The sequence below is a fragment of the Occallatibacter riparius genome (genome assembly GCF_025264625.1).
GTDB lineage: Bacteria > Acidobacteriota > Terriglobia > Terriglobales > Acidobacteriaceae > Telmatobacter > Telmatobacter riparius.
In genome coordinates this window covers 5,217,669-5,237,932 of record NZ_CP093313.1, presented here as the reverse complement: position 1 = coordinate 5,237,932, position 20,264 = coordinate 5,217,669, and the positions used below count along the sequence as shown (strand labels likewise).

15 protein-coding genes are annotated in these 20,264 nt (G+C 59.5%); 2 read left to right on the top strand and 13 right to left on the bottom strand.

The window, feature by feature from the left end; all coding sequences use genetic code 11:
• Positions 1–44: 44 nt before the first annotated feature.
• Positions 45–2,489 (bottom strand): ABC transporter permease, encoded by a 2,445-nt coding sequence (locus tag MOP44_RS21375; protein ID WP_260792432.1) that lies wholly within the window; start codon positions 2,487–2,489, stop codon positions 45–47.
• Between the two features lie 240 nt (positions 2,490–2,729).
• On the opposite strand from MOP44_RS21375, the gene MOP44_RS21370 reads away from it, so the two are divergent.
• The gene (locus MOP44_RS21370) at positions 2,730–3,290 is read left to right on the top strand and encodes a hypothetical protein (protein WP_260792431.1); all 561 of its coding nucleotides are present in this window, start codon (positions 2,730–2,732) and stop codon (positions 3,288–3,290) included.
• A gap of 140 nt (positions 3,291–3,430) precedes the next feature.
• On the opposite strand, the gene MOP44_RS21365 is transcribed toward MOP44_RS21370, so the two are convergent.
• The 8 genes from MOP44_RS21365 to MOP44_RS21330 form a co-directional block, all read right to left on the bottom strand.
• Positions 3,431–3,931 carry a hypothetical protein gene (locus MOP44_RS21365; RefSeq protein WP_260792430.1) on the bottom strand — a complete coding sequence of 167 codons (501 nt, stop codon included), beginning with the start codon at positions 3,929–3,931 and terminating at the stop codon, positions 3,431–3,433.
• A 222-nt stretch (positions 3,932–4,153) separates the two neighbouring features.
• A complete protein-coding gene (locus MOP44_RS21360) occupies positions 4,154–5,680 on the bottom strand; it encodes a B12-binding domain-containing radical SAM protein (protein ID WP_260792429.1) in 1,527 nt (508 codons plus the stop codon).
• A gap of 114 nt (positions 5,681–5,794) precedes the next feature.
• Positions 5,795–6,433: a hypothetical protein gene (locus MOP44_RS21355; RefSeq protein ID WP_260792428.1), complete on the bottom strand. Its 639-nt coding sequence runs from the start codon at positions 6,431–6,433 to the stop codon at positions 5,795–5,797.
• A 118-nt stretch (positions 6,434–6,551) separates the two neighbouring features.
• Entirely contained in the window at positions 6,552–8,993 is a 2,442-nt protein-coding gene (locus MOP44_RS21350; RefSeq protein ID WP_260792427.1) for an ABC transporter permease, read from the bottom strand.
• Positions 8,994–9,225: 232 nt separating this feature from the next.
• Positions 9,226–9,627 (bottom strand): YciI family protein, encoded by a 402-nt coding sequence (locus MOP44_RS21345; RefSeq protein ID WP_260792426.1) that lies wholly within the window; start codon positions 9,625–9,627, stop codon positions 9,226–9,228.
• 71 nt (positions 9,628–9,698) lie between these two features.
• Positions 9,699–10,253 carry a dihydrofolate reductase family protein gene (locus MOP44_RS21340; RefSeq protein ID WP_260792425.1) on the bottom strand — a complete coding sequence of 185 codons (555 nt, stop codon included), beginning with the start codon at positions 10,251–10,253 and terminating at the stop codon, positions 9,699–9,701.
• Positions 10,254–10,296: 43 nt separating this feature from the next.
• Entirely contained in the window at positions 10,297–10,650 is a 354-nt protein-coding gene (locus MOP44_RS21335; protein WP_260792424.1) for a YciI family protein, read from the bottom strand.
• A 133-nt stretch (positions 10,651–10,783) separates the two neighbouring features.
• Positions 10,784–12,031, bottom strand: coding sequence for an RNA polymerase sigma factor (locus tag MOP44_RS21330; RefSeq protein ID WP_260792423.1), 1,248 nt, complete (start codon positions 12,029–12,031; stop codon positions 10,784–10,786).
• Between the two features lie 362 nt (positions 12,032–12,393).
• Between MOP44_RS21330 and MOP44_RS21325 the strand changes: the two genes are divergently transcribed.
• A complete protein-coding gene (locus MOP44_RS21325; RefSeq protein WP_260792422.1) occupies positions 12,394–15,309 on the top strand; it encodes a hypothetical protein in 2,916 nt (971 codons plus the stop codon).
• A gap of 52 nt (positions 15,310–15,361) precedes the next feature.
• Here MOP44_RS21325 and MOP44_RS21320 read toward each other — a convergent pair whose 3' ends face one another.
• The 4 genes from MOP44_RS21320 to MOP44_RS21305 form a co-directional block, all read right to left on the bottom strand.
• Positions 15,362–15,790, bottom strand: coding sequence for a hypothetical protein (locus tag MOP44_RS21320; RefSeq protein ID WP_260792421.1), 429 nt, complete (start codon positions 15,788–15,790; stop codon positions 15,362–15,364).
• A 12-nt stretch (positions 15,791–15,802) separates the two neighbouring features.
• Entirely contained in the window at positions 15,803–16,711 is a 909-nt protein-coding gene (gene ku, locus MOP44_RS21315; RefSeq protein WP_260792420.1) for a non-homologous end joining protein Ku, read from the bottom strand.
• A 130-nt stretch (positions 16,712–16,841) separates the two neighbouring features.
• On the bottom strand, positions 16,842–19,556 hold the full coding sequence (ligD, locus tag MOP44_RS21310) for a DNA ligase D (RefSeq protein ID WP_260792419.1): 2,715 nt from the start codon (positions 19,554–19,556) through the stop codon (positions 16,842–16,844).
• Complete coding sequence (locus MOP44_RS21305; RefSeq protein ID WP_260792418.1) at positions 19,556–20,224, bottom strand: alpha/beta hydrolase family protein; 669 nt, start codon at positions 20,222–20,224, stop codon at positions 19,556–19,558. The genes ligD and MOP44_RS21305 overlap by 1 nt, the downstream gene beginning before the upstream one ends.
• Positions 20,225–20,264: the final 40 nt, after the last annotated feature.

Sequence of the window (20,264 nt, the reverse complement as noted above, 5' to 3'; positions counted from 1 at the left end):
GGTCATCTGAGAAATTTACGGCAATCCGCTACTCTACGTGTGCTTCACTCTGCTCTCAAGGCGTCAACCGGGTTCGATGAAGCTGCTCTCCGGGCGGGCGGCATTGCGGCCAGCATCCCGCACACGAACAGCCCTGCGGATACCAACCCAATCGTCCATGGATCGATTGCGCGGACGCCAAACAGGAATCCGTTGAGCAGTCGACCGCTGACGATGGCTAACGCGATACCGATCACGGTTCCTGTGCCCAGCCAGATCAGCGTCTGCCGCAGCACCATGCCCACTACGTGGCGGCGATCCGCTCCCAATGCCATGCGGATTCCGATTTCCTGTGTTCTCTGTGCCACCATATAACTCAGCAGTCCATACAGCCCGACCACGGTTATCAGCAGCACGAGCCCTCCAAAGACGGCAATCACGTGCGCAGCCACTTTCTGTGCGCCGATTGAGTCCTCCACCGCCTCGGCCATTGTGCTGCATGCTCCAATGGCCAGATGCGGATTGGCTCTATGAATTCCCTGCCGTAACTCGGGTATCAACACGCCGGGTGCAGTCTCGGTTCGCACTGCTACCTGCATGAACCGGCCGAGGAGAGCGCGGTAAATCTGCTGCTGCTGGTCAAGTTGGGACATGCTCAGATAAAACTCTGGCTGGCTTTCTTCGGCCACGCCATCCTGATGCACGTCTTCGATTACGCCCACAATGGTGGCGGTCCGCGGAACATGGCCGTATCGAATCTGGCGGCCGACTGCCTTTCCGCCACCCAGATATCGATTCACAAACGTCTGGTTCACCACCATCACGGGCAGACTCGTCGCCGTGTCTCCATCATTAAAGAACCGCCCGGTGCGCATGTGCACGCCAAGAGCGTCCACTAATCCTGGAGTGGCAGCGCGAACCGCGGCGCTTCCATCCCCTTTCATCCACTCCGTCGCATATATGGCGGTGATCAGCTCCACCGGATGCTGAATGGGGAGAACGGTGGAGAGCGCCGCGTCGCGCACACCGGGCAGACGGCGAATCTCGTCGAGCAGCGGCTGCCACACCGCAGTGCCTGCATTGCGATCCTTGTAGAGATCATTTGGAATGGTGAGGCTGGTCAACACCAAGTGATCGGTTCTGAACCCGAGCGGCACGTGCCGCAGCGCATACATGGTGCGCATCATCAGACCCGCGCCGATGAGCAGCGTGATGGACAAGGCGATCTGGCCGACCAGCAGCGCGCTGCGGATTCGATTCTGTCCCCGATCACCGGCCGACTTGCGACCGCTGCTCTTCAGCCCGGCGTCCATGTGCGTGCGCGAGGCGATCAGCGCAGGAACTGCGCCAAACGCCAACGTTGTGACAATGGTGAGCGCCAGCAGACTGGTCCACACTGCCCAGTTCAAATGGATTTCAGTACCCAACGGCAATTTCTCGCTCAGAGTGCGACGGAAGATGTGGAGCATCACGACCGCGAGACCCAGCCCTCCGGTGGCGCTGATGCAACTGAGCGCGAGGCTCTCGGTCAAGAACTGCGCCACGATCCGGCTCCGCGCCGCACCCAGGGCGGCTCGCACAGCAATCTCGCTTCGCCGCGATACGACTCGGGCCAGGAGAAGGCCGGCTACGTTGCTACAGGCGATCAGCCACACCACAATCACTGCAACTTCCAAGGCGAGAAGCGCCGGCCGCACGTCGGTCACGAGCAATTCGCGTAGTCCTGATAACTGAATTTTCGCGTCGTTCGCTTTGGCGAACGGTGCGTGCGCCTGCGCCAGTTGAGTCTCCACCGCCTTTGTAGAGGCTCCGGGTTCGACGCGGAGCAGAGGAGTGAAATAGGAATATGCGTCCTTGTTCGATGCGCCCAACTCGCTGCGGTCTATAGGAACCCAGGCCTCGGGGCGGTTCTCCCACAGCGGGTACATGAATTGCGGGGGCATTACGCCAACGACTGTCCGCGGCACGCCTCCGATGTGCAGTGTTTTGCCCAGGACATCTTTGTTTCCTGCGAAGTTCTGCTGCCAGAGCGCATGACTGAGTATCACCACGTCAGAGCCGCTGCCCTCCAGCTCGTCAGGCAGAAATCCGCGGCCCATCATGGGCCTGGCGCCGAGCATTTGAAACAGATTCTGGCTGGCGTTGACCTCTGTAATTAACACCGCTCCTGCGGGGCCGTCGGCTATATTCAAGCCGCCTTGGCTGAATGCGAGGTCGGCCGTTCCCTCCGTTGCAGTCTGCCAGGCCTTGATCTCGTTGTAGGAGAAGCTCTCGGGCTCAGTTCCCGCGGTAGTCTTTGCCACCGGCTGGAAGAGCGTTTGATCTGCTTCAAACGGCAACGGCTTGAGCAGGACGGCATAGCAGATAGCAAACATTGCTGTAACGGTTCCTACGCCGAGTGCCAGCACCAGGACGGTGAATGCCGCATATCCGGGTGCCCGCCTGAATTGGCGAAGACTAAACCGTACATCGTCGCCGAAGTTTTGCAGAGACGCAAGTGTCCAACTCAAGTTAGGACCTCTCGACTTCCGAGTCTAACGAGGGCCGTAACCAACGTCCAGCTAGCGCATCGCGGGATTGCTGGGGACTGGACTTAAGAATGTATGCGGTGCGGTTTTCGACGATGATTTTGCGTCCCTTTGCATTTGCTCATAGCCATTCGCCTCGCAGTCGAGATATCTTGTATTTCTCGCAGTGGCCGCGGAGATGCGGAAGGTTGTTCTGTCCCCGATCGAACTCAGGAGTGAGCTATGAAAGCACTAGTAGCCTGTGTGCTACTCACAGGTTTGAGTTTCTCTTCAGCTGCGGCGCATGCCCAGGCCGCAGAGACACCAACTGGCAAATTGCAAAGCGTCGCCGATTCTCTCTCGGGCAACTGGAAATTGAAGGTCAAGTTCGAGCCGAGCCCCAGTTCGCCGAACGGTATTGAAGGATCTGGAGAAGAGGTTTGGCATCTTACTCCGGGAGCGCTCGTGCTCATAGACGAGGAATCCTTCAGTGCTGGACCGATGAAAATGCAAATCGTCGGTCTCTTCTGGGCTGACGGAGCGAGCCACAATTTACGTGCTCTTGATTGCAACAATCAGAACCAACACACATGCGACCTGAAGGACGCAAAAGACGGGATGACTGTGCAGTGGAACGGAAAGGAGTTGATTGTCGAAGAGCCGGAGTCATTCGAAGGTAAACCGATGACATCGCGGATCGTTTGGTCGAATATCACACCGACTTCCTTCCTGGAGGAAGGCTTCATAGGGCCGCCCGGTGGACCGTTCAAGAAAGGCATGACGATACAGGCGTCGAGGAAGTAGCGGCCTCCGTCGGCGTTAGAGCCTCTGATTCCCGCGAATTTCCGTTGTTGCACACACCACGCATTGGTTGGCGAGGACAGCGAGGGCGCCCGCTGAGTCGTTCTGTCGGGCGCCTCTGCGTGAGGGTTGCGGAGGTTGGATTAGTGCGGCTGCGATTGGGGTTGCGACTGCGGCTGGGACTGGTTGGGGGGCGGGGTCTGAGGCTGGCTGCTGTCCGTGCCCGATGTGCCGGAGCCTGATCCGGTTCCCGAGCCGCTGCCGTTTGTGGAGCCGTTGGGATTTTTCGATCCACGCTTGTGGTGGGTGGATTTCTGTCCGGATCCGGAGGTGGTGCCGCCGCCTACGGTGGAATCACCACCGATGGTGCCTGACTCTGTCCCGTCCGTACTGCTTCCGGAACCAGACTTGTTTTTGTGATGCTTGTGGGTCTTGGAGCCCGACTGGGAGCTTGACGAGCCGGATTGCTGCCCTGACTGAGCGCCTGACTGGGAACCGGACGGGGCTCCGGTTTGCGGATTTTGTTGAGAGCCAGTGGTGCTCTGAGTGCCGGTGGCGGGAGCCTGTGCGGCTGCTCCTGCTGCGAAAACACACGTGGCCAGCGAAAGACTCGCGATCCTCAACAACTTGATTGGATCCGTCATGTTGGAACTCCTTTGCTGCGCGCTGCGCAGACTGGGTTGGGAGGCTACTCTCGCGAGCGCGTGCTGTGCACCGGTGGATGGCCTCTCCATCCGCCTTGTGATGCGGCCGGGCGGCGCAGGGTGACCCGCCCACTGCAAACGATTAAGCGGACTCATCGAGGAGAGCGGCGAGATGGGGATTTCCGCAGGTCACTGAGAGCGGATTCTTCCGCAAAGGCGCTGTCAATCGGCGAGAGAAAAGCCGGTTCCATCTTCGGCCTTCAAGAGCTTGCGAGTGACGACCTGGAGGTGATAGCCCATCACCGCCAAGGCCATTGCGGGGCCAAAGGAACGGTGATAGCGCGTGGCAGCCGTCATTACAAACTTCCAATAGGCCCAACGCTGACGGCCGAAGATTCCCTGGCGAAGCATCGACGTGACGAGGGCGCGGACATTGCTATGAGTGAACCAGCGGCGCTGGGAGGACCGATCACCACGCGGTGACGGCGCCCGGCTGAGATAGAGCTTGACGCGCTTGAAATAAGCTTCGTTGTTGTAGATTCGTTGCAGCACGGACCTGTAGCCCGCAACCAGGCGCTCTGGGCTCATGTGGGGAAGGAAGTTCAAATGGACTCCGGTGTTATCACCATGACCGGCGTCGAGGATTCGGCCCTCTTTCCACAAGCGCCGGAATAGCTGCGTTCCGGGCATGGCCTGCAGCAGTCCCACCATGGCGATCGGGATGCCACTTTTTTCGATGAAGTCGACCATGCGATCGAAGATGTCGGGCTTGTCGGTGTCAAACCCCAGAATGAATCCGCCCATGACCTCCATGCCATAGCTCTGGATGGTTGCTACGCATTCAAGCAGGCTTCGCCGCGTGTTCTGCAACTTGTTGCTGGAGATCAGCCCCGACTCATCGGGGGTTTCGATGCCCAGGAACACGCCTTTGAATCCCGCTTCCTTCATCAGACCCATCAACTCCGGATCGTCAGCCAGGTTCAGCGAAGCTTCAGTGGTGAGATCAAAGCTGGTTTTGAATTGCTGACGCCATTCGGCGAGGGCGACGCACAACTGCCTGGCGCGGTCCTTGTTCCCGATGAAGTTATCGTCGACGATGAAGACGGATTCGCGCCAGCCCGCAGCGCGCAATTGGTCAAGTTCAGCGAGCACCTGAGCCACCGCCTTGGTCCGTGGGCGGCGGCCGTAGATCTCGATGATGTCGCAGAATTCGCAGTTGAACGGACAGCCGCGCGAGTACTGCACGGTCATGGTGGAGTAGCGATTCATCTTGATGAGGCTCAGATCGGGCAGGGGGCTGGTAGCCATATCCGGTCTTTCGCGTGCCTGGTATACCGCACGAGCAGCGCCTTGTTCGAGGTCGCGCGCCAGATCGGCAATCAGGCTTTCCGCTTCGCCAATCACTACATGATCCGCTTTCAGATCAGCCGCGGCCACACTGCTCGCAACAGGTCCGCCAACGACGGTCCGCAATCCGCGTGCATGGCATCGCTCGACGATGGCCAGCAAAGCGTCGCGCTGGATATGCATGCCGCTCAACAGGACCACGTCGGCCCAGTTAAGGTCGCGTTCGCGAATCGGCTCAATGTTGGTGTCTACCAATCGCTTCTGCCAGTGATCTGGCAACAGAGCGGAAACGGTCATCAGCCCCAGTGGAGGTTGCGCCGACTTCTTGCCCAGGAATGACAGCGCGTACTTAAAACTCCAGTATGTTTCGGGAAACTGCGGGTAGACTAGGAGGGCGTTCATTTGCACCTCGGCGGGTGAGCGGCTACACGAGCTCGAATCGGAGGATTCAGGTCGTGCTTCCCAAATGGAAGCAAACGCGGCCCTGCTCGGCGCGACGGACCAGTGCCGTACCTATTATCGCTCTGTCGCGGAAGCAGAGATCGATATTTCGTGGTTGCGCGGCTCCGTCCAGATCTCGCGGAACGCACCCGCGGCAGCCAGGAACATCAGCATCCAGGCGCACAGATGTACGGCTGGTCGCGGATAAGCGTACAGCAGGAATGCGACGTCGCCAGTTCCGCCCAGAATTGCATCTGCGGCATAGTTTGTGGCGACGTCGTAGAACGGGCGAAGAAAGAATAGGAAAAGAATCAGCGTGCCTGTAAATGGAGGCATTCTATTTTGCCGCCAGCATAGGGCGAATCCGAGCAAGATAACCAGACCGTCAATTGCGTAAGGAGCCAGAGTGCTCACCTTGTATTGCGATGGCGTGCCGGCTTCCCAGGATATGTATGCATGAACAAAGTCTCCTTCCCAAAAGTGCGGGATGAGCCGGTAATCGTTCACATGTTGACCTGCAGACCAGCCGCCTAAGAGATGCGATACCTCATGGATTGGGGCATTCACGAGATTCCAGATGACCCAAATGCCAAGGATCCACAGCACGATGCGCCCTTCGCTCTGACGACGCCGCTTGAGGTAGACAAAAACAGGGAGAACGATGATCAAAGCGAACGCAATGCTGCCGAGGTAAAACCGGGCTGCGTGTGTCATGTCTTCCTGCGCGCCTTCACTTTACTACGAAGCACAGCCCGTGCTCGCGGAATCAAAACTCAGGGGGAGGACGGATCTGGATGTCAACAGGGCTCAGCGATCCGTCCAGCGCGGCTTGTCACTCGTGGCGCAACGCGATGCTTGGTTCTACGTGTGCCGCTTTGAGCGCGGGTACGATGGTGGCGACAATTGCGGTGGCCAGTAATACGGCCGAAACAGTGCAACACGTGGCCAGGTCGGCTCCCTTCACTCCATAAAGCAGGCTGGCCATGGACCGGCCGAGGAGCAGCGCGAGCCCGATGCCTATGACTAATCCCATGGCAGTCATTGCCAGCGCCTGGCCGAGCACCATCTGCAGCAGTTCGCCGCGCCGCGCGCCAAGCGCCATGCGGATGCCGATCTCATGCACGCGGCGGCGGACCCAGTAGCTCATCACGGCGAACAGGCCGATGGCGGCGAGCCCGAGCCCGATTGCGCCGAAGAGGCCAAGCAGGATGCTCGAGATTTTGGGCAGCAGGAGCGACTTGGATACGTGATCCTCCATCGTCTCGACGTTGAATACAGCCATGTTGGGGTCGAGGGAGGCGATCGCGTCTCGCAAGGGGCGCTCGAATTTGCGTGCGTCGCCAGCGCTCTTCACCAGGATGGACATTCCGAAGAAGCTTGCCGACGCGCTGGGCACCGATCCCAATTGGAGATAGATGGTGTTGTCAGGCGCTTCTGAGATGAAGCGCGTCTTCGAGTTCTGAGCGACGCCGATGATGGAGTATGTCGTTTTGCCCTGGTGAATCTGCCTGCCTATTGGGTCCTGGCGCGGGAACAGTTGTGCGGCGAAGTGCTCGTTGACGATGACTGCGCCGGCCGACTCTGCCTGCCGATGGAAGTCCCTTCCCTGCCGGATTGGCATTTCCATGGTCTGAAAGAAGCCGTCGCTGACGGTGAAGACGTTGGCGTTGACCTTCTGCTCGGGCGCGCTTCCCTCGCTCTGGGTTGAGAAATCGTAGTTGGTTCCAGCAAAGCTGAGGGGCACGAGGTCAGTGAAGCTGACGGATCGTACTCCGGGTATGGCCGCTACTTTGTCGCGAAGCTGGGACGTGAACTGGACCGTTTTTTCGGCGGAGTATCCGTGGGTTCTGGGGTCGATCGCCGCGATCAGGATGCCGTCGGGCTTAAACCCGATGTCGATGAGAGCGGCGTTGTGGGCGCTGCGGATGAACAATCCGGCCGCTGCTAATAGAGCTACGGAGATGGCTACCTGGAAGACCACCAGCGCGTTGCGCAAGGTGAATCGCCGTCCGCGCGACGAATCTCCGGGAACTGTTTTGAGGACTGCGGCGATGTCAAGACGCGTGGAGCGCAGGGCCGGGATGAGTCCGAAGGCGAGAGCGGTGAGAGGAATCAGAAGAGCTGTGAACGCGAGCACACGCACGTCGACATTGAAATCGAATTTGATGGGCAGCGGAATGGGAAGCTGGAACGTCGAGAGGGCGTGCGCGGCGCCGGCGGCGAGCACGAGGCCCAATGCGGCTCCGAGAGCAGCGACCAGGGTGCTTTCTATGAGCAACTGGGTCACCAGCTTGCTGCGGGCAGAACCGAGGGCCATGCGAATGGCGATTTCCTTTTGGCGTCCGCTTGACCGCGCCAACAGGAGATTGCCCACGTTGGCACAGACGAGCAGGAGCAAAGCGCCTGCCAGCACCATCAGCACCGTGACCAGGAGATACGCGGGAGAGACTGATCCGGCGATCATGCCGCCGGCGGGCTGCAGGGTGATGGCCCGGTAGTCTTTCTGGCCGGGCCGGTACTTCTGATCGAGGCCTTTCTTGAGCAGATTGACTTTGGCTACGGCTGTTGCGCGATTCACGCCAGGCTGCAATCGGGCATTGAGCATGAGCCAGTTGTTGCTGCGGTTGTTTCTTCCGCCGGAATCAGTTTCGAGGAAGGGCGCGATGGTTTCGCACATGGCGAGCGGAACCCAGAACTCCGAAACGATGCCGCGATCGGACCCCTCGAATCCGGGAGGCGCCACTCCGACAACGGTGTAGGGCTTTCCGTTCAGGACGACTTCGCGATTGAGGACCTGCGGGTCAGCGCCGAACCGGCGTTTCCACAACTCATGGCTGAGAACCACTACGGGGTCTCGGCCAAGCACCGTGTCTTCCTGAGGAAGGATCGGACGGCCCAATTGCATTTTCAGAGCGAGGATGGCGAAGTAGTTGCCGCTGACGGCCTGGCCCCAAACGCGCTCGGGCGCGCCGCTGCCGCCCACACTGGCGGGAATGATGGGGAAATGCGCCGCGACGCCGCCGTCGAATATGTCTGACGTTTGATCGCGAAAGTCGAGGTAATCGGGGTAGGAGAAGGATTCGCCTTCAGAAAACATGACGAGCCGGCCGGGATCTTTTACCGGAAGCAGTCCCCAGAGGAGTCCATTGGCAACGCTGAAGACGGTGGTGGGCGCCGCGATGCCGAGGGCGATGGAGAGAATAATGACTGCGGAGAGTCCGGGCGCCTGCCAGACTGTGCGCCATGCATAACGGAGATGCCGCCAAACGTTCATGGGCGCTCACCTTCCTGTTGCTTATTGAGAATCTCCTTTGAAGTACGCAGAGGCGGCAGGAAAGTTCCGTAGGCGCTGGCGAAGTTGAAGCATGTGCCGCTCGACGGGCAGGGTGTGGTGGTGGGACGGGCGCTTGATATCAGCTTTGGGGATGAGTGGACGCGGCGCACGAATCAGGAGTTCGAGATGGCAGTTGGGTGAACGAACTTCGATCCGTGATCGCCGCGTGTTTTCAGTGAGCAGCGTTTTTTTTGCGTCGCTGCTCGCTTGCTTTCTGGATTTCGGTCAGGTCTCCTGCCGGCCGAATCTCCCAGGTGCTGCCGTATCGCAGGGACGGATGCTCCGCGATGAGTTGCACAGCATGATTCATGTCGCGGGCCTCGAGGAATCCGATGCCGCCGATCTGTTCCTTGGTTTCCGCAAAAGGGCCGTCAGTAGTTGCTACTTTGCCGTCCTTCCACGATAGGGTCAAGGCAGTTTCCGGACCCTGAAGCGCTTCTCCACGATCCCAGTTTCCGCTGGCGCGCATATGCTCGTCGTATTCAAAGCATGCGTCGAACATCTCGTTTCGTTCGCCTTCCGACATGGCTTCGAATTTGGCTTCGTCGAAGTAGCCCAAACAAATATATTTCACGGTTCTACCCTCCTGATGACATCTCTTCACAGCCCTGACAAGTTAGGACAAGCACGCAATGAGTTTCTTTATCACTGTTTTAGATAGCGAAGTGCGATCCATCCTGATTTGAATGGAGTGGATTCCACCAGTTTCAAATGCAAGTTTGCAGGCAGGCTGGCACTGTTGAGCAACCTCCTTCCTGCTCCTGCAAGTGTTGGTGCGATGAGAAAACGGAATTCATCGACGAGGCCTAGCTCAATGAGCTGGGAGGGAAGATCTACACCACCGGCCAAAATATTCCTGGCTCCGCCCTGTTTGAGCTTGAGCATTTCTTCGCGAAGGTCTCCGCGCACAATGTGAGTGTTTTGGTCTTCGGTGCTTTCCAGCGTTCGGGAGAAGACGATCTTTCTGGTGGATTCGAACGCCCTGGCAAACTCGATATCTGCAGTTGTCGCAGATGGGTCTTTGAGGACGTCAGGCCAATAGGGGACCATCAGCTGATAGGTTTTGCGACCGAAGACGAGCGTATCCACGCTTTGCAGGAGGTTTATGTGATATTCGAAGCCGTCTTCCTCTGGCCTGAATCTGGTGTGGTCGCAACAACCATCCAAAGTGAGGTTGATTGCGTAGATTAGATTTCCCATCTGATTCCTCCTGGCCTCCCGGTGTTGTTGCCGTCGCCTTTTGTCACTGAGCTGGGAAGAAGAGAAGCTCACGGACCTCTCCAGGGACGTCACAGACGATGGCGGCTTTCTTCGCCCATGCGAGCGCCTCGTCCATGTTGGCGGCTTCGAGAATCCAGAATCCGCCCATGTGCTCCTTGGTCTCGGTGTAGGGGCCGTCGGTGACGAGCACCTTACCGTCGGGCTGTCTGCGCAAGGTTTTCGCGGCGGCTGGCGGTGCGATGCCGCAGGCGAACTTCCGAGCGCCGGAGGCGATCAGTTCGCGGTTGAGGGCGTGAATCTGCTCCATCATCTCTTCGGTTACGGTGGAGGGGTCGAAGTCGTCAGGCATGTAGTTGCAGACGAGATACTGTGGCATGAGCATTTCTCCTTGTTCCGATGTGTTCCCGATGACTCGTTCCTGTTCACTCAGGAGCGGTAGCGCATCGTTCTTTGCCCTATAGTCGTCGGGGAGACGGGAAATCGACAGCTTGCTCCGAAGATTTTTAGTTTTATTTCAGCTGCTGAATGCGGTCCTGCAGGAAGCGGCGTTCGGGTTCCTGTTGCGTGAGTGCCAGTGCTTTCTCGTAAGCGGATTTTGCCTCGGCTATCCTACCCAGGCGGCGGCACATTTCCGCGCGAGCTGAATGCGCGAGGTAGTAATTGGCCAACTCACCTTGTTGGAAGATGGCATCGATGTGCTTGAGGCCGGCTTCGGGGCCGTCGCGCATGGCTACGGCGACGGCACGATTGAGCTGCACGACCGGCGAAGGCTGAATGCGCACCAACTGGTTGTAAAGGGCGACGATCTGCCGCCAGTCTGTCGCCGCGGCCGTCTCCGCCTGCGCATGAACGGCGGCGATCGCGGCTTGCAGTGTGTAGGAGCCGAAGCGGCGGGACGCGAGGGCCTTCTCTACCAATGCTGTGCCCTCGGCGATCTGCTCTTTGTTCCAGAGTGCGCGGTCTTGATTCTCGAGCAGGATCAGCTCGCCAGTTGGAGAGGTTCGCGCGGCGCGACGGGATTCCTGCAGCAACATAAGGGCGAGCAGACCCATCACTTCTGGCTCGGGTTGAAGTTCGAGCAGCAGGCGACCGAGCCGGATGGCTTCGCCTGTGAGCTCGGCGCGTGTGACTTCCCTTCCCGCTGCGGAGGAGTAGCCCTCGTTGAAGACGAGATAGATGACCTGAAGCACTGCGTCGAGCCGCTCGGGCAGCTCTTGTGGCGTGGGCACCTCGTACGGGATCGGTGTCTCGCGGATCTTTGTTTTGGCGCGTACGATGCGCTGCGCGAGCGTAGCCGGCGTAACGAGAAATGCGCGGGCGATCTCTTCCGTTGTGAGGCCGCAGAGTTCGCGGAGAGTGAGCGCTACCTGGGCTTCGGGAGCGAGTAAGGGATGGCAGCAGGTGAAGATGAGGCGGAGACGGTCGTCGTCGATCTCGTCCGCTTCCGAGCTTGTCTCGTTAAGACGGGTCTCGAGGTGACGCACGAGATCGGTTTGTGCCGCATCGAAGCGGGCACGACGGCGTATCTTGTCGATCGCTTTGAAGCGGGCAGTTGAGATCATCCAGGGGCGTGGGTTTTGCGGGATGCCGGTCTGGGGCCAGGACTCGAGAGCGGCGGCGAACGCTTCATGCATCGACTCTTCGGCGAGATCGAGATCGCCGAGGAGGCGCACGAGCGTGGCCAGGACGCGGCCCGATTCCGAGCGGTAGAGTGTCTCGATCGTGCTGCGGAGTTGTTCCGGCGCAGTTGACGGCATCTACGCCAAGCTAGCAAACGGGACTGCGCTACACAACCGCTCCGCGGCTTCCGCGCGGCATTTCGTGACCGGGGATTGTGCGAGCACCGGACATATGACAGAATTACGTCATTCATCAAAGGACCATTTCAATGGCGCAGTTGGGTCGCAGACCGTTGGGGCATTTGTGCGTGTTTTCCTGTCGAACTTATCACTTAGCAATTCCCTTCTCGATCGTTTCTCTCCTATTGATTGCCGGCTGCGGGAGCGGGGGAAACTCGGGAGGCTCCAGCGGCCCGCAGCCGACCCCAGCGTTTAGCCTTTCCCTCTCGAGTTCAACTCTGAATATCTCGGGCGCTACTTCAGGCTCGGTCACGGCGACGGTGACAGGAGAGAACGGCTACACATCGGATGTGAATGTGGCTGTCGGCACCCTGCCTTTCGGGGTCTCGGTTTCGCCGGCGAGCGCACTGCTGCGGCCGGGTGACTCGCAGAAGTTCACATTCACCGCCGCTCCATATATCGCCGCGTCCACGGCAGCTGTCACCATCGACGGCGCGGGAACGGTCGGCAAGAAATCGACGACGCTAAGCCTCGACCTATCGCCGTTCGCCGGGAATATCGGCCGGACGCGCACGGGGTACGTTCGAACCGACGCGGTGCTGCCATTTACCGTGGTGTTTGATTCCGGAACGAACCGCTTCTTCATGAGTGATGCGGGTTCGAGCCAGGTGTTTGTCATCGATGCGGCGACTCACAAACTATTGCGATCGATTGTTGTTCCGGGCGCATACGGAATGGACGTGACGCCGGACCACAGCACTCTCTACGTGGGAACGCAAGAGATTGGGGACATCTACGCGATCGACCCGGTAGCGATGGCGATCAAGCACCGCTATGTTGCCGCGCAGATTGGCGCCACTGGATATCCAACTTACTCAGTCAGGGTGCTCGCCAACGGAGATCTCGCCCTGCTAGGGGGCTCCGGCGGCGACCGCACCATAGTGGGCTACAACAGCTTCGCGATCTGGAATCCCAAAGATAATGTGCTCGAGTCGAGGTACGACCCGGCGCCGGCCGGATGCGATCTGAACGCTGTCTTTGATTTCGAAGTTACAGGCGATCGAAGGCGGGTGGTGATCAGCAACGGCCCCACGCTCTGCGCGCTCGACCCGGTTTCGGGCCAGATGACTTCAAGTGGAACGTATGTAAGTGGATTAGCCGTAACGCCTGACGGGAAATCGCTGCTCGTTCTTCAAGCCGGCAATCCGGCTCAACTGCTCGTACTGGATGCGGTTACACTCGCGGAGACTGGGTCCTTTCCGGTAAAAACGGACGCGGGAGCGATGATGGTGGTCAGTCCCGATTCCAAGACCGTCTTTATTGCGCCGCAACTGCTGGGAGGAATTGTTCGAGCATACGATCTTGGGAGCGGCAGCCAGGCTGGCTGGTTACCGGACCTGAGCCTCGGGGGATCAAGCGTACTCGGCACCTGGATCAGCGCCATCGATAACAGCGGGCAACTCGCCGGCGTCATGGTCGAGGGGATCGGGATTCTGGACACCGCCGCCATGCGAACCGGCGCAGAAGGAACAGCTTCAGTCGCAGACTATGTCGATCCGCCAGCGGGGGCGCTGGAGGGCGGCACGGTTGTCGACAACTCGTTCTTTCACGTTGCAAACTTTGCCGCAGTCTACTTTGGGCAGAAGCAGGCGGCGATCGGAGGGGTTCCGTCGCATGTTACTGCCACTACGCCGCCCGGCCAACCGGGGCCAGTTGATGTGGTTACGTTGCTTACCGACGGAGGCATGCAATACCTTCCGTACGCGTTCAGTTACGGGCCCAGCGTTCTCCAAATCACCCCGGATAGCGCCGCGGCGGAAGGCGGCGGCGCGGCGGTTGTCTATGGTTTCGGCTTTGGGCCGAGAACAACTCCTCCCAACCAGATTCCGGCGAATCTGCAGATCGAGGTGAATGGCAAACCCGCGCCCATTACCGCCTATACGGACAATCCATATCATGTTTCCTCAGCGCCGTGGCAGATTCAGTCGTTTTCTTTCACGTTGCCAGCGGGAACTGCTGGGACGGACGCCGATATCAAGATTACTTCGGACGCAGGATCTGTGGAGTTATCAGGAGGACTGCACTATCTGCCTGCGACGCAGCCTGTCACTCTGTCTGGAACTGCTTCCTTGGCACAGGGACTCTACGACCCGAAGCGGGACGTCTACTACTTCACCGACGCATCGCAAATACGGGTCTACTCTCGAAGCAGCGGGGCGTGGCTCCCTTCAATCAGCGTGCCGGGCGCCGCAACAGGGAGGGCGCATCGGCTGTGGGGGATTGCTCTTTCACCCGACGGCAGCAAGCTGGCGGTTTCCGACGCAGGCGCGGGCATGATTTACCTGCTCCATCCGGATTCTCCGGGCAGCGTTCAATCTTTCGTATTCAACCATCCGTACTTTGCGGGCGGCCCCTCGGACTCAGGCACGGCATTGCCGGCAGGGATCGCCGTCAGCGACTCAGGAATGATCTACTTTGCCGCGGCTGTGAACCATGAAGGATTCGACTCGTTCTACAAGATCGATTCGACGTCCGGCGCAGTGACCGATTATCGCATCCTGGGAGATTTGCGTCCGTTCTATAAGGTCGCGATTCTGTCGGATAATTCGCGGGTGTTCTTCAACGATATGGGTGGACTGTTCACTGTGGATACGGCGACGGACGCCGTTACGTGGTCAGCAAACGGCGCGGAGTGCTGCGGGGGAGACTACGAGCTGGCGCTCTCAGCTGACCAGAAGACGCTTGCGGCTGGCAGCTATCTCTTCGACACAAATCTGAGCGCCAAGTCTTATCTGACCTTGAACGACGCCGAGATGATGGTGGTGGATTATGTCTACGGCGCGCAGTTGAGCGGCGACGGCACGCTCCTGTTTCAACCCGGAACTAACGGCATCGATGTATTTGATGGGAGATTGGGCAAGCTGCTGACCCGTATCGCGCTTCCGGTGGAGCTCTCACAGAACTATGACGCCCTGGTCGGAGATGGGAAGGACAACATCCTCCTGGCGATCACAGGGAAGACGGGAACGGGAATCGCGATCGTGGATCTCAGTGCGATCAAGGAACCAGCACCGCTGCCGTATACGGCATCGGTATCTTCGGGCATGCAGCCACGTACCTCTGGGCGCCCTGTGGCGCCTGTGGGAACAGCACGCGCGATCCGCCCGTCACCACGCATTGGGAGCAAGACCGGCATCCATCACGTTTGGAATGAGGTGGCGGCGCCTCGCTTTTGAAGGCGGAGAACTCTGACAGTCCGGTGCTACGTTTAATGCTCCGTTTGACCGGTTATACGGCTCGGCGGCCGGCGGTGGGTGTGGAGTTAATGGACTGCGGCGGTTTGCGTGGCGGGAGTGCGTCGGCTCCGCTCGATCCGATTTCGGATTGGGGAACGAAGAGCCAGCCTTGGACGAACGCGCCGTTGTCCGCTGTGCTGACCGATGCGAAGCGGTCGACTTCAATTTGGCCGGGGCGCACGTAGCGAGCGATTGCGGCAGCGCGATAGGGGGACTCGAGCGGATTGGGACGTTCGGTCTCTTCGTCCTCGATGGCCCATTCGCCGATGGCGTGGGAGCGGCTGTCACGAATCAAGCCCTCCCCGCCGAACTGCGGCTCTTCCCTCACCTCTTCGCGCGCGGCGCAGTCTCCGATGAGCTTGAAGATTTCAGGCAGGGACAGCTGTGTCTTGTCCAGGTCGACTTTGATGACGAGTTGCATGGGGACTCCAACTCAGGCGGATTTGCGTTTGGCGGGCGCTTTGCTCTGGCCCTTGACGAGGCCGAGTTTGCCGGGCTGCGGTTCCTTCTCGCTCTTGGGAGGCTTCTTAGTGGAACGAGAATCGTCGCCGATGCTCTTGCGCAGCGCGTCCATGAGGTTGATGACCTTGCCGGTCTGCGGCTTGGGCGCTTCCTCGGTGGGGATCGGCATGTTGTTGACCTTCGCCTCGACGAGAGCCTTGACCGCAGTTTCGTAGCCGTCCTCAAATTTGCTGAGGTCGAATTTCGTGCTCATTTTCTTAATGAGCATTTCGGCGAGCCCGAGCGAATCCTCGTCGACTGCGGTGGCCTTAATGTCGCGGAAGTAGTCAGCCGCGTTGCGGAGCTCGTTCTGATAACGAAGCGTGTAGGCCATCATGCCTTTATCGCCGGGCGCCGGTAGCACGGCGACGATGTTCTCGCGGCCGGAGAATGCGACCTTGCCGATGGCGATTTTGCCGGTCTTGAGCAGAGCCTCGCGGATGGTGTTGAAGGATTCGGTCTGCGCGTCGTTCTCGGGCAGGACGAAGTAAGGCTTCTCAACGTATTCGGGATTGAGGTCGGCCCGGTCGACGAACTGCGAAACCGCGATGGTGTGCTTGGAGGGGACGCGGAGGTTCTCAAGCTCGGACGGTTCGATGATGACGTATTGGCCCTTGCGGTACTCGTAGCCCTTGACGATCTCGTCTTTCTCGACGGCTGTGCTGGGCTCGTTGTTTTCGACGGCGCTCTCAAGCACCTTCTGGTGGCGGATACGCTCGCCGGTGCGGCGGCTGATCTGGTGAAAGCTGATTTGGCTTTTGGTCTCGGTTGCTACATAGAGACTGACACCAAATGAGACAAGCGATATCTGCAGGTTTCCCGTCCAATAGGGACGTGCCATTCTGACCCCCTCGAGCACTCGTGCCGTGCTCGAATTAGACCCCGTAGAGTGTGGAGTTTATCGCAATCATTGCTGCATTTGAAGTGAAATCAACGTAAAACGCCGGGCTTTCGCCATTTCTTCGTTGGCTTCAAAGCTTCACACCTGCAGATAGAAGCATTTCTTTGGTTAGACGTTGCGGCGAGGTGAGCATTTCCTTCCACGGGTCTTTGCGCAGTCGGGCGCGCCACTGGTCGAGATCGCAGACGTGGAAGACCGGGCGAGAGTCCGCCTTGATTTCCTTCCAGTCGAGCGTGACGGCGACGGGGACGCCGGGGCGCGCGCGGGTTGAGAATGGCGCGACGGCGGTGGATTCGCGGTCGTTGCGAAGGTAGTCGAGGTAGATATGGTTTTTGCGCGCGGCCTTCGACATCTTGGTGAGGTAGAGGCTCGGATTGTCCTTCTCCATTTGGAGAACGACGTTGTGCGCGAACTGCTTGATGGTGGCCCAGCCGTGTTCCGGCTCGATGGCGATGACGACGTGCAGGCCTTTGCCGCCGGTGCTCTTCACGTAACTTGTGAGGCCGAGGCGCTTGAGGCGCGAGCGGATGTCGAATGCGGCCTCGGAGAGTGTGGACCAGGGGATCGCCTCGTCGGGGTCGAGGTCGAAGATGATGCGATCGGGCTTGTCGACGTTGTCAATCTTCGATCCCCAAGGGTGAATTTCGAGGACGCCCATCTGCGCCATGCCGACGAGACCCTCAACGGAGTTCAGGTAGAGATAGTCGGTGTGTTCGCCGGTTTTTCTGCTGGCCACGGGAATGGTGTGAACGCCGGGAGGAAGGCCCGCGCTGACGTGGCGCTGAAAGAATGATTGTTTGCCGACTCCGTTAGGGAGACGCAGGATGCTGATGGGGCGATCGGCGATGTGGGGGAGCATGCGGTCGGCTACTGCGACGAGATACTCAGCAAGGTCCTGCTTCGTCATGCCGCTGGTTTCGTCAAGCACTTTGTCGGGCCGCGAGATGGGGATGGGGAGATCGGGCTTTGGAACTGATCTGGCTGCTTTGGGAGCAGCTTTGGCGGGGGCGTGTTTCACCGAGGACCTCACAGGAGAAGTAGACGGCGCGACATCGGCAAACGATGTTTCGCGGACAACCTCGTTTGCGGGCTTGTCTTCGCGAAGGCCTTTGAAGGAGGACTGGCGGATCAGATTGTCCTTGGTCCACGACGCGAAATGAACTTCGGCGACGAGTTCGGGCTTGACCCAGGTGGCGTTCTCGCGGGCTTCACGCGGCAGTTCAGCGAAGCTGGGCGCCTTCTGCACGAGCGCATCGAGGCGGACGCGCAGCATGCGCTCCGTTGCTTGGGAGAAGCCCGTGCCAGTGCGGCCAGCGTAGATGAGCTTGCCCTTGTCGTCGTAGTAGCCAAGCACCAAAGCGCCCACACCGCGGCCTGTAGTTGAAACCGGAGTGAATCCGCCGATGACGAACTCCTGCCTGAGACTTCCCTTCCGTTTGAGCCATGTGTTACCGCGGCCGGAGATGTAGGGAGCCGCGACTTGCTTGGAGACGATTCCTTCGGCGCCGAGCTCGCAGGCTTTTTGGAATACATGCTCGCCATCGCTGCGGATGTGTTCCGAGAAGCGCAGGGTTGGATCGTCAGGCGGTAGAAGCTTTTGGAGAATCTCTTTGCGTTTGAGCAGAGGCAGGCCGCGCAGGTTGTGGCCGTTCAGATGGAGGATGTCGAAGGCGAAGTAAACGAGGTCAACTTTTTTACTTTCCTGAAACGCGGCCTGCAGATCGGAGAAGCTGCTTTTGCCGCTGTGGTCGAGCACGACTAATTCGCCGTCGAGTATGGCGCTTTCGACACCCAGCGTTGCCGCGGCCTCTGCGAGCCTGGGCATGCGCGCGGTCCAGTCAAGGCCTTTGCGGGTGAAGATGCGCGCCTTGGTTGGTCCGCCCTTTTGTGTGGAAGCGCGCACGTGGATCTGGGTGCGGTATCCGTCGAGCTTGAGTTCGTGGACCCAATCGTTGCCCGAGGGCGATGAGCGCGATTGTTCGGCAAGCTGCGGCGGAATGAATCCCGGATAGCTTTCGCGCGGGATGTCCTTCAGCAGCTTGTCGAGGGACTTGACTTTCCGGTCCTGCGTTTTGGCTTTTTGCGCCGGCGACTTGCGCGCGCCGTTGTCTTCGGATTTGCGAAGGCCGCTCCGCGAATCCCACACGTGATCTTCGCTTGCGGCGATCTCTTCAATGGAGCGCTTGGTTAGCGCGCTGTTGGGGGCGAGTTCCGTGATGGACGGGCCTTCTTCGTGCTGCGCGTATTCGTCGCGCTCCTTGAGCAGGAGCCAGTTCGGCTTGCCGGAACGGTCGCGCTCCGGATTGGGTTTCATGCGAATGAGCGCCCACTTCCCTTTTAGCTTGGTTCCCTTCAACACGAATTTCAGGTTGCCCTCGGCCAGCTGCTTGTCGACATCTCCAAGGGGTTCCCACTCCCCGAAGTCCCACACCATGACGGTGCCGCCACCGTACTGGCCTTTGGGGATGCTGCCTTCGAAGCCGCCGTATTCCATGGGGTGGTCTTCCACTTCGACAGCGAGGCGCTTGTCGCCGGTGTAGTAGCTGGGGCCCTTGGTGACTGCCCAGCTCTTGAGCACTCCGTTCCAGCCGAGGCGGAAGTCGTAATGAAGGCGCGTGGCGGAGTGCTTTTGCACTACAAACGGCAACGCATTGGTCTTCGTGGCTGGTGCGCCGTCGCCGCGCGGCTCCGCGGTGATGTGGAAGTCACGCATCTCGCGATAACGCGCGAGCTGGCGGTCGACCGCCTTGGCCGACTGAGAGCGGGATTTCGCGGAGGTCGTCATCAGGCAGTTGGATGCGTGAACGCGGCAAACCTGTTTGTTACCTGTGCGATGAGGTTGTCGCGGTTGGTCTTCGTCATGAGCTCATGCCCTGCCCCGACGACGGAGAGGATTTCAGTACGCGCGGGGATGAGGCTGAGGGCCGACTCCATCTCCGCGGAGGTTGCGAAGCCGTCGCGGACTCCGTGAACGAAGAGAGCAGGCACCTGCAGCGAGGGAAAGTGCGCTGTTCGCAGCTGGGCGGGTTGTTTGGGCGGATGGAGAGGATAGGAGAGCAAGAGGAGGGCGTCGGCGATTCGGGGATCGCTCGCCGCCAATATGGATGCCTGGCGTCCTCCGTAGGAGTGGCCGCCGAGGAAGACGTGACGCGGATTCATGCGGCGCATGGCTTCGACAGCGGCGCGCAGGCCGCCTTGATCGCGTTCCGCGGCGCCGCGCGGAGGTGGGCCGGAGGGACGGGCCTGGCGGAACGGAAGATCGCAGCGAAGGACGGTGATGCCGGCTGCGCAGAATGCATCCGCTAATGCGACGAGGAGCGGCGCTTGGCAGTTCACGCCGGCGCCGTGGGTGAGAATGAGGCAGTCTGCGGCGGGATCGGGGGGTCGGTGCAGGTAGCCCCTGACGGGCGCATCGGGATGGGTTGAGTCGATGAAGGCTTCAAAGGTCTGCATCGTGATTCTTAATAGACCACGGCGAAGCCGATCGATCAAG